Origin of the sequence: Haloferula luteola, from assembly GCF_014201715.1 — a bacterium.
Taxonomy (GTDB): domain Bacteria; phylum Verrucomicrobiota; class Verrucomicrobiia; order Verrucomicrobiales; family Akkermansiaceae; genus Haloferula; species Haloferula luteola.
This window is the reverse complement of sequence record NZ_JACHFD010000011.1, coordinates 132005-144471: the sequence shown is the minus strand read 5'-3', so window position 1 is coordinate 144471 and position 12467 is coordinate 132005. Positions and strand designations below refer to the sequence as shown.

Here is a 12467-nt window from a genome sequence, read left to right as displayed (position 1 = left end):
TCGCTCACACCTATGAAAACGTCCCTTATCCTTTCGCTTCCGTTGATCGTCGCTCCCTCGCTTCATGCGCAGGACGCCGATCTTGCCAAGCAACTCGCCAATCCGGTCAGCTCTCTGATCAGCCTCCCGTTCCAAGGCAATCTCGACTTCGGCATCGGCCCTGGAGCCGGACAGAAGTTCACCACCAACATCCAGCCGGTAATTCCATTCGCCCTCAACGATGATTGGAACCTCATCTCGCGGACCATCCTTCCCGTGGTCGACGTCGAGGGCACCCAGTTGGGCGGATTGGGAGATGAATTCGGTCTCGGCGACGTCGTTCAATCCTTCTTCGTCTCTCCCCAATCGAGCGACCCGATCTGGGGTCTGGGCCCCGTGCTTCTCCTGCCCACCGCAACCGATTCGGTTCTCGGGGGCGAAAAGTGGGGAGCGGGCCCCACCGGCGTCATGCTCAAGCAACAAGGCAGTTGGACCTACGGCACTTTGGTCAATCACCTTTGGGATTTCGCCGGAGACGATTCCCGATCCTCCGTCAATGCCACCTTCATCCAACCCTTCGTCAGCTACATCACTGACTCCAAGACCACCTACACGATCAACGTGGAATCCACCTACGACTGGACCTCTCATCAATGGTCCGTGCCCGTCAACTTCGTCGTCAACCAGCTCTTCACTGCCGGGGGGCAACCTTTTCAGCTCTTTGGCGGCGTCCGCTATTACGTGGAGAAACCCACCCAAGGCCCGGATTGGGGCCTCCGCTTCGGAGTGACTTTTCTTTTCCCGAAATAGACACGGGGCATTCCGGATTGATCCCGTGCCGGGAGTGGTTGAAACTCCCGCCCATGAAATCCTGTCTCGGCATGCTGATCTCGCTGGCGCTCCTGATCGCCATCCTCGGCACCTTGGGCGGCATCTTCTACCTGAGCTACAACATCGAATTCAGCCGCCAGGAATCACCCCGCTGAGTCGATACCCCGCCGCGCCCTCGTCGATTCTAGCCAGCACTTTGCACCGCTTGGCAAACCGCTGGAAAAATCTGCTTCTTCCGGCTCACCACCCCAGGGGCATCGTACAAGGTCGCGTCTACCCGCTCGAAGGGAAGACTACCGATCATCCGCTCATTCCCCGCCGCGAGAATCAGGCTATGATGCTTCGCAATGTCCGTCACCGCGAGCACCGCGAGATCGTAGTCATTTTCGTCCACCAAATCGCGAAGGCCCTTTTCCAACTCGTCGCGACGCCGCTTGAAGGCCTGCAAACCCAGCTCTTCAATCTGCGCAATCGTCACTTTCGCTCCGCTCTCGTCGAACTCCTTCCGGTCGGTATTCAGGACCTCATCCAGCGTTCCTGAACTCAAAAGGGAACCCACCGCAAAGAAGTCCTTCGTGAACTGTTCCGGATCGATCCCTGCGATGTTCCCCAGCCATTCGAGCATCTCCCGATCCAGCGATGTCGTCGTGGGAGACGTCAGGCACAATGTATCGGAAATGATCCCCGCACACAGACACATCGCCGTGCCGGGCTTCGGCTCAAGATCCCGGTGGACGAATTTCCGCGCCACCAGCGTGCAGGTCGACCCCACCGGCTCATTCAGGAATCGAATCGGCTCCCGAGACACCAGATCTCCCGCCAACCGGTGGTGATCCGTCACCTCCACCACATGGGCCTCATCGACACCGCGGACCGCCTGAGCAAACTCATTGTGATCGACCAATGCCACGCGGACGCGGGGAGGGTCGACCAGATCCGACTTCGAAATCACCCCCACCATGTCCCCGTCTTCACCAATCACGGGAAACAGCTCTTGGTCGAGCGCGGCCAGCGACTTCCTCAGGGGGGACACCGGCTCGCCTTCTCGGATGGTCGCAAACTGAGTCTCCATCACCTGAGTCACCGTCCGGGAGCACCGAATCAATGTCGTCGTACTGGCCGTATCCTGGGGGCAGCGAAGCACCACCACACCGCGGCTTTTGGCCAATTTCAGCAGCTCGGGGTCCACCGTATTTCCCCCGGTGACGATCAACATGCGCGCGCCGTGCTCGATCGCATAGTGCTGAACGACCGGTCGATCGCCGCAGATCACCAGAAACCGAGAAACCGTTCCCTCCTGGGTGGCAGTCTTGAGACGGGTATTGACCGTCGACTGCGACGACGCGCCGACCAACATGATCAAGTCTTCCCCCACACTGCTATCGGGAATCGGCGCACCCACTGACTCCGCTTGAAGCGTGGCGGCGATCTTTGAAATCGAAACATGGACCGTGCGCACCACCATATTGGAGCCATCTCCCGGCAGCAGCAATTCAAGCAAATCCAGATATCGAAGCATCCCCACGACTTCGTGACCTTTCTCGGCGTCCACCACCGGAACACAACGCACCCCATGCGACAACATGCTGCGATAAGCACGCAGGAAAGTATCATCTTCATGTGCCGCCACGACTTCCCGCCGGCAGATCATCCCGGCAGTGATTCTTACATCCGTGACCAGCTCCGGTTGCTCCACTCCGGCCTGCTCCAACACCCAGGCCGTCCGCTGAGGAACCACCCCGCAGCGAGCTGCCACCGCTTCCGGCGTCCCCGTCTCCCTCAACAACTCCGCCTGACCGATCGCCGAACAAATGGCGTCGGTGTCCGGATTGCGGTGACCGATGACGTAGAAGGGAATGCGTGGGGGTTCGTCCTGCATGAATGACAATGACAGTTAGATCTCGAAGGATGGCGGGCAAGCTCGCTGTGAGAAAAGATGATGTCTTATCAGCGCCTTTCTCACCCACCTCTGCAAGAAGCGCTCCTTACATGCGCTCGGGGCAACGGATGCCAAGCAGTCCCAATCCATGCTCCAAGACTCGTGAAGCCAGTTCGCAAAGAGCCAATCGACTATCGCGAACCGATGGCTCGGCCTTGAGCACCGGGCAGGCCTCGAAGAAAGAATGGAACGCACGTGCCAACTCCAGCAGATAGTTGGCCAGAAGGTTCGGACGATGGTCATCCAGAAGCGTCGGAACCACCTCACCATACCGGGCGAGCAGGCGGGCCAAATGAATCTCCGCCTCCTCTTTGAGTTGCAGAGATGCCGATTCCGCGGCGAACGGACCTTCCAGCTTGCGGAAAATCGAGCGAATCCGGACGAAGCTGTATTGCAGATACGGCGCGGTATCCCCCTGAAGGGCCAGCATTCGATCCCAAGAAAACACATAGTCCGTGAGACGATGCTGCGATAACTCGGCAAATTTCACGGCACCAATCCCCACAATTTCCGCCACTTCCTCACGAATGGCTTCGTCGAGTTCCGGATTTTTCTCGGCAATCACCCGCCCGGCTCTTTCGACCGCTTCTTCCAGCACATCCGCGAGCTGCACGTTGTCTCCCGACCGCGTCTTCATCAACTTGCGGTCTTCTCCGAGGATCGATCCAAAGGCGATATGATGAAATCCCGCAGATTTCCCCCAACGCCGGCAAATGTCAAAAATCTGGCGGAAGTGCAGCTGCTGAGGCGTTCCTACGACATACCAGATTTCGTCCGCCTTCCAGACGTTGATTCGGTGCTCGACGGTCGCCAGGTCCGTGGTGGCGTAGAGAAACCCTCCATCCGCCTTGCGAATGATCGCCGGGTTATCCTGCCAACCTTCCTTTTTCTGGATGCGAAAGGGGTCCTGCTCATCCGGCAGATCTCCGCCAGAAAACACACACACAGCCCCATCACTGACCCGCGCCAGATCCTGACTGAGGAAATCCTCCACAAGACCAGGCAGACGCTCGTTGTAGTAGCTCTCACCCAACCAGTGGTCGAAGCTGACGTCCAGCCGGCCATAGATTTTTTGAAGCCCTTGCTTCGATAGATCCACGCAACGATGCCAGATGGCCAGATTCTCCTCATCCCCTGCCTGAAGCTTCACCAGCTCGGCCTTGCAGACCTCCAAAACCTCAGGGACTTCCTTGGTCTCTGCATTCACCGAGCGATACACCCGCACCAGTTCCGTGACCGGATCTGCGGCCAACGCCGCCTCATCGAGCCGGGTCTTCCACCCATGCAGAATCATCCCGAACTGTGTCCCCCAATCGCCAATGTGATTGTCGGTGATCACCTCAAATCCGAGGAATCGAGCGATCCGCGAAAGAGCGTCGCCGAGAATCGTCGAGCGAATATGCCCCACGTGCATCGGCTTGGCCACATTGGGTGCCGAGAAGTCGATCACCACACGGCGACCTTCCCCCGTCGCAGGAACCCCCAAGCGGTCATCCTTCAACAGCACGGCGGAATGCGCAGAGAAGGTTTCCGGTGAAACCCGGATATTGATGAATCCAGGCCCCGCGATGTCGGCGGTTCCGATCGATCCGAGATCAAGAGCCTCAAGGACCTGAGTCGCCAGCGCACGGGGATTGGTGCGGCGATTCTTCGCCTGCATCATGGCGGCATTGCACTGGTAGTCGCCGAAGCGGAGATCTGCCGCCGCCACCACTGGGGTCGCGACTTTTTCCCCGAGGACGGACTCAAACGCATCCGCGAGCGCGGACTCGATCTGGCTCAACAAAGTCATGCGGAAAGTCACGCCGGGTTCCCGGACGGCTTTCCAGCCAAAATATCAAGAATCTCAGTTCGGCTCGGTGCCGCGGCCAGCTGCTTGCGGATCTCGCAGTTGGTGAACATCTTGGCAATGGCCGCCAAGGTCCGCAGATGGAGCTGGTAGTCCTTTTTCGGGACAATGAACAAAATCACGAAATGGACCGGCCCATTGTCGAGAGATTCGAAGTCGATTCCCTCCTTGGAGCGGCCGAACACCGCCACCACGTCGCTGACCTTTTCCGAAAACGCGTGAGGGATGGCCACCCCCGAGCCGATCCCGGTGCTGACCTGCTCTTCCCGCGCACACAAGGCGGCCAGCATCTCGTCGCGCAGTCCGCGATCCAGTTGCCCTAAGGAGACGAGGTGATCCACCAACTCAGCAATCGCCGGAAGGTGCTCGTCCGATTGCATATCCAGAATGACCAAATCGGGGGTCAGGAGAGAGGCGAGCTTCATGCGGGATTGCGGAATCTCCAAGGAAACGCGGAACCGACCGCGCTCGGGCCGGCGTGCTTACCCCCCTCTCCAAATCCTTGCAAGCGGGTTTTCCACGTAGGCGACCCCAACCTACGCCACACCATTGGCACTTGCGAGGGGCTTTCGGTCGCGCATAACCTCGCTCGCCGTATGATTCGCCTCTTCACCCGCCTCCCCCTCCTCGCAGCAGGGCTCTTGCTCTGTCAATGTGCCGGCACCATCGGCACCGGAAACATGGGTGGCCCCACCACAGAGGAGCGCCAAGCCGCCATTTCTTCGGAGGCCAAAGGGGACTACTTCGTGGGCCGTCGCTACTACGTTCAGAAAACTCGCTTCTGGGGTTACCTCCGTCGTCCCCGTGAATCCTGGGACCGCGCCCAGCTGGTGCTGCTGAGGGAAGACAAGAAACACGCTCCCGATCGACTCCCGGAAAATGGCCCCTCAGGGCAACGCTACGGCTTCGACCAAAACTACGAATACAAGATTCGTGGCTATTACACCGGCAAAAAAGCCTACGACCCCAACAGCAACCAGATTCTTCCGGAGTTCATGCTGACGGGTTACGAGCTCATCCAACGCCAGCCCGGGTGGCTCTTCCGACCCGATGACCGCTACGACTCGGCCCGCATCACTCTTTATCCTCGGTAAAGCTCTCCTGTGAAGCATGAGGTCGGCGCTCGCCGCCCCTCCCCTCTTCGGAGCCGTTCCGACATCCTGGTGACAGATTCACCGGATCCCTTGACGCCCCTTGGGCAAGCTCACCGCTCGGCCTACTCAGACGAAGGATGACCCATCTCCAAGCGAGGGAGCATCGAAACGTGAATTCGCTCCATCCGACTCCCCTTCCCGCCACCGACAAGTGGTCTTCACCAAAAAAGCCCGCCCTCCGTGGACCGAAGAGCGGGCGATGGAAAAGTGAACCGCCCTCAGGGAAGGCGGAATCAAAGAATCAACCGGAGTAGGACGATTCCACGCGCTCCGCGACGTCGCGATAGCCGTAGTCGACTTCGTAGATCTCCTTGAAGCAGGCAATCGCCTCGGTCTTGTTGCCCATTTCATCGTGGAGCAGGCCCTTTTCGTAGAGCACTTCCTTCTTGGTGTTGTCCATCTGGACAAGATCCTCGAGGGCCGATTCCAGCTGCTTGACACCCATGTCGAGCATGCCCTTGGCCTTGAAAGTACGCCCCAGCAGGAGCAACACCTTCGATTGAATGTGCGGGTTCCGCTTGGCTTGTTGGAGCTGCGGAATCGCACCACTGAAGTCTCCCGAATCGTAAAGCGCCTTGCCCAGTTCGTAGCGCAGAATCGGGTCGGTCGGGTTCTGCTCCACACGACGGGTCGCATCGGCAACCGCCTCGGCGATGCGCGCCTTGCGACGCTCTTCGAGGATGGCCTTCACTTCCGGATCGTCGGGGTTTTCCTGCACCCGGCGTTCCAAATCGGCCATCTCGAGCTCCTTGGTCTTGTCGCTCATCGCATCTGCCTTGGACCGCAAAGCCACGTCCCCGTTCGAAAGAGCAAAGGCCCACTCGTAGAAGCTTTGAGCATTGGCCCAGTCCTCAAGACGCTCGTAGACGCTCGCCAATTCCTTCACTACCGCCAGATTGTTCTGATCCGCGGCGTACTTCACTGCGAGGTCATCGCGGCGCTCTTCCAGCTGCTCGCGAGTCAAGCCCGTCCGGGATGCCTTTTCCATCTCCTCGAACTCGGCCTTGTTGCGCATGAGGTCCTTCATGCTCGTGCCCTCACCCCACTTTTGCTTCTCCATCGAAGCGCGGGCCGTCGCGTCCTTCTCGCCTTTGATCGCCACCGAATCCGTCGGGTCGTGCTTGATGATGTCCCGATACACCTCCGCGGCATTCATGCTCCGGCTGTGGCTCAAATAGAAATCCGCCAGCTTGTGAAGATACTTCGTCTGCTCGGGATAACCACGGCGGATCGTTTCCAGCGCGAAGGCCGCACTATCCACCCAACCCAGAGCCACAAACGCACTGAACAGCACATCGTTCACCTCCGGATTGTAGGGATCGTTCTCCAGTTCCCCTTCAATCACGGGAAGGGCCGACAGGGGGTCCTTCTTCACCGCCGAGGTGAGCTTCATGGTTCCCAGGCCGCCGCCTGACTTCATGCCGAATAGCCCGGCCTTCTTCTTCGCCCCACCCGTGGCTGCCGCCTCACACTTCCGGAGCAGTTGACGGCCTTCGAGGAATCCCGGGGCATCTTTGACCACCGAAAGCAGAAGCTTTACGGCATACCCGGGATTGCTCTTTTGCACGGCGGCCTGCGCCTTTTCGTAAAGGGATTTAACGGATGGATCGAGCTGCTCTACGGTGATTTCGGACATGGTGGGATTTTTGAAAAAGTGAGACTCCTCCCTCCCTCACGGGAGAGCGTGGACGGAAAATGCGAGTTGCAGGGCCGGTTGGCAAGCCCCCGGTTCGGCCCGGAACGGGAACCATCCCCCTGATTTCAGGGCCTCCCACCCCCCATTCTTACCGCCGTCCCCTCCCCACTCCCTCCGGAGAGCCCCTCGCAAATCGCCCCTTCCCCGCCGCCGCTCACCTTCCTCGCTCCTTGGTCTCGGCCTTCTGTCAGCTCCCCTGATCCCTTCAAACGGACACCTCATTCCAACGACTTTTCAACAAATTGTGAATAACTCGAAGCCTTCAAAACAACTGTTCTTCCCAACCAGGAATCTTCTTTAGTGCTCAAAAACTTCATTCAAACGAATGATCACAATCTTTCGCCACTCTCTTGATTTTCGTTTTTTATAAAAATTTTTACAGATTTCGCCATCACCAAGGTTCAAACTAGCAATTCCTTCAAACCAACCCTGGCTTGAGTGTGGATAATTTTTGTTTTCCTCAGGTTATTCACAGCGTTCTCTTTGAATGAATCCGTCGAACTCATCGGCCTTCCATCCCTTGAAACCAACGTTTCAACCGCTCCCAACTTTCCCTTGAAGGACCTCTCGCCAGGCCAACCTACGGCGATCAAAACCGATCGCCGTCGAAGGACAAAATAACCGATTCCCCGATCCAAGCTTGTCGGCCTGCCCCCCTCCCTGTCGGCATTCCCGTAATCGACTCCGTAGTCATTTTCGCGACACCGCGCCCCACCCCTCACCGTTTCCCGCGATTAGGCGACAGCGACTCTCCCCTTTCGACCACCTCGTTCCTCCTGAGAAGCTCCCTCGGACTCGTCGCTACGAACTCCTCCCTGCCCCTTTTCTTGAAGAGACGACCTCCCCAACCGTGCGCGCGGTCACGAACTTCAATTCAGCCACCCCTCGACCCACCTTGCTGCACGCCGGCAACCATTCGGATGATGCACCAAACTCCCTGCGAGAGCTCCCACCGCACTCCCCAAAATCGTCTCGATCAGCCGCGACCACAGCAACGCGTGAATCGGCAATCCTCCCGACGCGAACTCAGAAAATCCGATCGCCAGTGGAGTGATGAGCACCACTGCCAACCCGTAGTGGCGGGGAACCAGATACTCCACGATCATCATCAAGACGGTCACCATCACTGCGAGGGTCATCGGATCCCCGAAATGAGGGAGCCACCACCAAGACACACCCACTCCCACGACCGTGCCGAGAATCCGGTGAAAATGCCGATGCCAAACGGCTCGAAAAGTCGCTCCTTGGAGAATGGCGATGCAGGAAACAGCGGCCCAGTAGGGATTCCCGAATTTCAGAATCATGGCCAGCGCCACGGAAGACGCCACCGCTCCTCCCAAAATCGATGCCTCCACCATCAGGGCCGGAAGATTGGGGTCGGGGCCAGGAGTTCCCTCGGGAGCAGGCCGCTGCGGGGGGGCCCCATTTGACAAAACCCTCGCCAGCAACCATGCCCAAACAGCCCCAAGAGCCACCCATCCGGTTTTTATCGGAAGTGCCGCCCCATCCCATGGAATATGCCCCGCGACCGCAGTCGTGAGCACAAAGAAGAAACTGGCCGGTGGAGCCACCGCAAACCGCCTGCATATCACCACCGCCGCCAACGTGACCCCGCCGAGCACCGCCACACTCACCACCGGATGGATGGCCCCCAGAGCACCGAGTGCGAAGCACAAAACCAAGCCACCGCCACACGCCGCCAATCGCCTCAGCCGCTCCGACTTCGATCGATAGCTGCGTGGAAGATAGAGCAGGGACATGCCTCCACTCGCCACCAACATCCCCACCGGGGGATTTCTCAATAATGCCGCCACACAAAGCGGAACCCCCACCGCCATCCCTGCCAGCAGAGGAATCTGCCAAGGAGGAGCCGGACGAGGACTCGCGATATCATCCGATGCGGCCTGCGGGTTCATGCCGCGGAGGGATGTCCGATTTTTTCCCGTAGAACAAGACCCGGTTCCCTGCACCTTCCCCCTTGCCAGCCCCAACAAGCTTCGTAGCCTAACGTCCATGCCCGCGAGGTGTTTCGTTCTTCTCTCCGCCCTTCTCCTTTTTCCGGCCACACTCTTCGGCCAAGCAAGGATCCCCGACAAACCCGCTGGCGCCCCTTCGGAAATCTACCGCTCGGTCGTTCGCATTGAAGCTGCCGTTCAGGTTCCCGACTACTCGGCACCCTGGAACAGCGGGCGCTTCGGTGGCGGCATCGGCACCGGCTTCATCATTGGCAAAAACCAGATTCTCACCAACGCGCACGTCGTCTCGAATGCCCGCCGCCTTTTGGTAACCGTCCATGGCAGTCCGGAAAAATACCCCGCCAAAGTCGACTTCATCGCCCACGACTGCGACCTCGCCCTGCTCTCCGTCGAGGATTTCTCCGATTTCGACGACTTCCCCGTCTTCAAAATCGGCGGAGTTCCCGAACTGGAGAGCCAAGTGCGCGTCATCGGCTACCCCATCGGTGGAGATCGCCTCTCCGTGACTCGCGGCGTGGTTTCTCGAATCGACTACTCCTCTTACTCCCACTCCCGCGCCGACCAGCACCTCGTCATTCAAATTGACGCCGCGATCAACCCAGGCAACTCGGGCGGTCCCGTTCTGCAAGACGGACGCGTCATCGGTGTCGCCTTCCAAGGCCGTCGTGATGCCGACAATACCGGCTACATCATCCCGACTCCGGTCATCAATCGCTTCCTCACCGATATCAAGGACGGCTCTTACGATCACTACGTCGATCTCGCCATCTCAACCTTCCCCCTCTTCAACCCCGCCATGCGGAAGGCCCTGCAACTTCCCGCGGATGGACAGGGAGTTCTGATCAGCAACGTCATCTCGCACGGAACCTGCGACGGATTCCTCAAAGCAGGTGACCTCCTCGTTTCCATCGATGGCCACCCCATCGACAGTGCCGGGCAAATCCTCATTGATGGTGCCAAGGTCGAGTTTTCAGAGATCGTCGAGCGCAAGTTTGCAGGTGACACTGTCCAACTTCGCTACCGCTCCGATGGGGTTTGGCATGATCAGGATATCCCCCTGAAAAATCTGCCGCAGAACCAAATGTACGCCATCCAATACGAGAAGCAGCCCCGCTACATCGTCTTTGGAGGGCTGGTCTTCCAGCCTCTCGATACCAACCTTTTCGCTTCCGAAAGCTTCAATGACCTCCACGTGCGCGCCCTCTATCAGGACTACCTGTCGAAGGGGATTTTCCTCGAGCGTCCCGATATTGTGATCATGACCCGCCTTCTCGCCGATCCGATCAACAGCCGCCTCGATGAGTTCCAGGGCATGGCCGTCGACAAGATCAATGGCACGACCGTAACCACCCTTGACCAAGCTCAGGAGCTGCTGTCCCAGACTCCCGAAAAAGGCTTTCATGTCATCGAATTCCTCGGTGGCAAACGTCCGCTCGTGCTGCCTGCCGATCAGGTGGCCGATGCCAATGACCGCGTCCAACGGACCTACGAAATCGATCAACTTGTGAACCTCAAGGAATGAGAGCCCGCCACCTGATTTGCTATTCCCTCGCCGGCAGCTTTGTCTTCACCGGTTGCGATCGAACGGCCCCTGCCCCGAGCGAAACTCCACCTGTGGTGGTCATTCCGGAGGCCCCCGTGCCAGCGGCGGATCTCACCCACTCCGTGGTGCGGGTGAACACCACCTACCAGGCTTGGAATCCAGGCCAGCCATGGGAAAAGCTCGAGCCACGCCAACGCCGCTCCCTCGGTGCGGTCCTGAAGAACCATCAGGTTCTCACCACCGCAGAAATGGTCGCCGACTCGACCTTCATCGAGCTCGAGAGTTCAGACGGACGCAAACTCACCCCCGCCACCGTGACGGCCGTGGACTACGAGGCCAATCTTGCCCTGCTCGCGCTCGACGACGACGAGTTCTCGGCCGATTTGGAGCCGCTCGATCTCGCCGACGATTCGAAAATCGGCGATGAACTCGACATCGTGCAAATTGAGAACAGCGGACTTCCGCTGATCACCCATGGTTTGATCCAGAGCATGGATGTCGTTTCGAACTTCCTGCCCGGCCAGTATTTCCTGACCTATGAACTGAAGGCCTCGATGCAAACCGCGGCCAGCAGCTTCACATTGCCCGCGCTTAAGGATGGGAAGCTGGCAGGATTGCTCACGAGCTACAGCTCTTCCGATCAACTCAGCGACATCACCGCCACCGAAATCGTCCGCCATTTCCTCGCCGACGCGGCCGATGGAGACTATGTCGGCTTCCCCTCTCTCGGGATCAGCACCGCGGCCCTCGATGACGACAAATTTCGAGACTGGTTGGGCCTCGATCCCCAAACGGGAGGTATTTATATCTCTGGAGTGCTCAAAGGGGGCGCTGCCGAAGCTGCCGGCGTCCAAGTCGGCGACGTGGTCACCTCCATTGCCGGCTTCGAAGTCGACCCCACCGGATACATTCAACACCCGATATACGGTCGGCTTTTCTGGTCGCACCTCGTTCGCGGAGCTCAACCAGTCGGGGCGACACTCCCTCTGGAAGTCATCCGCAACGGCGAGAAGCAAACGCTTGAGGCCACATTGACCCGTCGTGAATCGTCTCTGGTCCCTCTCCACACCTTCGGTGAAGCACCTCGCTTCGTCGTCAAAGGCGGACTGGTCTTCCAAGAACTGACCCGAGACCTCCTTCGCTCCTTCGGAAAAGAGTGGCGCGACAATGCTCCGCTGAACCTGCTCGAGGCCTACGACAACCCCGAGGCGTTTGAGGATCGCATGGACCATGTCGTTTTCTTGGCCGGTGTCATTCCCACCCCTGCCACCATCGGCTATGAATCCCTCCGCAATCTGATCGTCACGGAAGTCAACGAACAGCCGATCCGGGACATGAAATCGCTCGCCCAGGCCTTCGAAACCGTTCCTGCAAACGGCCTCCATACGATCCGTTTCGACGACCAGGAAGTTCCCATCGAACTCGATGAGTCCGTCTCCACGGTGGTCGACGGCCAACTGTTGCAGCGCGGACTCAGCCGCCTTTCCCGATTGGAGTGAA

General features: G+C 58.8%; 10 protein-coding genes. 5 read left to right on the top strand and 5 right to left on the bottom strand.

Annotated features, from left to right (window positions below; all coding sequences use genetic code 11):
* The first annotated feature begins 12 nt into the window (after positions 1–12).
* Both HNR46_RS12165 and HNR46_RS21210 read left to right on the top strand, forming a co-directional pair.
* Entirely contained in the window at positions 13–789 is a 777-nt protein-coding gene (locus HNR46_RS12165; RefSeq protein ID WP_184019162.1) for a transporter, read from the top strand.
* A gap of 53 nt (positions 790–842) precedes the next feature.
* Complete coding sequence (locus HNR46_RS21210) at positions 843–965, top strand: hypothetical protein (protein ID WP_281375578.1); 123 nt, start codon at positions 843–845, stop codon at positions 963–965.
* 29 nt (positions 966–994) lie between these two features.
* On the opposite strand, the gene HNR46_RS12160 is transcribed toward HNR46_RS21210, so the two are convergent.
* The 3 genes from HNR46_RS12160 to HNR46_RS12150 all read right to left on the bottom strand — a co-directional run bounded on the left by HNR46_RS12160 (position 995) and on the right by HNR46_RS12150 (position 5023).
* Complete coding sequence (locus tag HNR46_RS12160) at positions 995–2689, bottom strand: putative manganese-dependent inorganic diphosphatase (protein WP_184019161.1); 1695 nt, start codon at positions 2687–2689, stop codon at positions 995–997.
* A 106-nt stretch (positions 2690–2795) separates the two neighbouring features.
* On the bottom strand, positions 2796–4541 hold the full coding sequence (gene argS / locus HNR46_RS12155; protein ID WP_184019159.1) for an arginine--tRNA ligase: 1746 nt from the start codon (positions 4539–4541) through the stop codon (positions 2796–2798).
* Positions 4542–4549: 8 nt separating this feature from the next.
* A complete protein-coding gene (locus HNR46_RS12150) occupies positions 4550–5023 on the bottom strand; it encodes a PTS sugar transporter subunit IIA (protein ID WP_184019157.1) in 474 nt (157 codons plus the stop codon).
* 171 nt (positions 5024–5194) lie between these two features.
* On the opposite strand from HNR46_RS12150, the gene HNR46_RS12145 reads away from it, so the two are divergent.
* Entirely contained in the window at positions 5195–5692 is a 498-nt protein-coding gene (locus HNR46_RS12145) for a hypothetical protein (protein WP_246418063.1), read from the top strand.
* A 301-nt stretch (positions 5693–5993) separates the two neighbouring features.
* Here the strand turns inward: HNR46_RS12145 and HNR46_RS12140 are convergent, their stop codons facing one another.
* Positions 5994–7388, bottom strand: coding sequence for a tetratricopeptide repeat protein (locus HNR46_RS12140; RefSeq protein ID WP_184019155.1), 1395 nt, complete (start codon positions 7386–7388; stop codon positions 5994–5996).
* 929 nt (positions 7389–8317) lie between these two features.
* A complete protein-coding gene (locus HNR46_RS12135; protein ID WP_184019153.1) occupies positions 8318–9364 on the bottom strand; it encodes an FUSC family protein in 1047 nt (348 codons plus the stop codon).
* Positions 9365–9461: 97 nt separating this feature from the next.
* Between HNR46_RS12135 and HNR46_RS12130 the strand changes: the two genes are divergently transcribed.
* Both HNR46_RS12130 and HNR46_RS12125 read left to right on the top strand, forming a co-directional pair.
* Positions 9462–10946: a S1C family serine protease gene (locus HNR46_RS12130; protein ID WP_184019151.1), complete on the top strand. Its 1485-nt coding sequence runs from the start codon at positions 9462–9464 to the stop codon at positions 10944–10946.
* A complete protein-coding gene (locus HNR46_RS12125; protein ID WP_184019149.1) occupies positions 10943–12466 on the top strand; it encodes a S1C family serine protease in 1524 nt (507 codons plus the stop codon). The genes HNR46_RS12130 and HNR46_RS12125 overlap by 4 nt, the downstream gene beginning before the upstream one ends.
* Position 12467: the final 1 nt, after the last annotated feature.

Excerpts from the sequence above, each read along its gene's own strand:
- HNR46_RS21210 (WP_281375578.1), top strand. The coding sequence starts at position 843 with ATGAAATCCTGTCTCGGCATGCTGATCTCGCTGGCGCTCCTGATCGCC.
- HNR46_RS12160 (WP_184019161.1), bottom strand. The coding sequence starts at position 2,689 with ATGCAGGACGAACCCCCACGCATTCCCTTCTACGTCATCGGTCACCGC.
- HNR46_RS12125 (WP_184019149.1), top strand. The coding sequence starts at position 10,943 with ATGAGAGCCCGCCACCTGATTTGCTATTCCCTCGCCGGCAGCTTTGTC.
- HNR46_RS12135 (WP_184019153.1), bottom strand. The coding sequence starts at position 9,364 with ATGAACCCGCAGGCCGCATCGGATGATATCGCGAGTCCTCGTCCGGCT.
- HNR46_RS12140 (WP_184019155.1), bottom strand. The coding sequence starts at position 7,388 with ATGTCCGAAATCACCGTAGAGCAGCTCGATCCATCCGTTAAATCCCTT.
- HNR46_RS12145 (WP_246418063.1), top strand. The coding sequence starts at position 5,195 with ATGATTCGCCTCTTCACCCGCCTCCCCCTCCTCGCAGCAGGGCTCTTG.
- argS (WP_184019159.1), bottom strand. The coding sequence starts at position 4,541 with ATGACTTTGTTGAGCCAGATCGAGTCCGCGCTCGCGGATGCGTTTGAG.
- HNR46_RS12165 (WP_184019162.1), top strand. The coding sequence starts at position 13 with ATGAAAACGTCCCTTATCCTTTCGCTTCCGTTGATCGTCGCTCCCTCG.
- HNR46_RS12150 (WP_184019157.1), bottom strand. The coding sequence starts at position 5,023 with ATGAAGCTCGCCTCTCTCCTGACCCCCGATTTGGTCATTCTGGATATG.
- HNR46_RS12130 (WP_184019151.1), top strand. The coding sequence starts at position 9,462 with ATGCCCGCGAGGTGTTTCGTTCTTCTCTCCGCCCTTCTCCTTTTTCCG.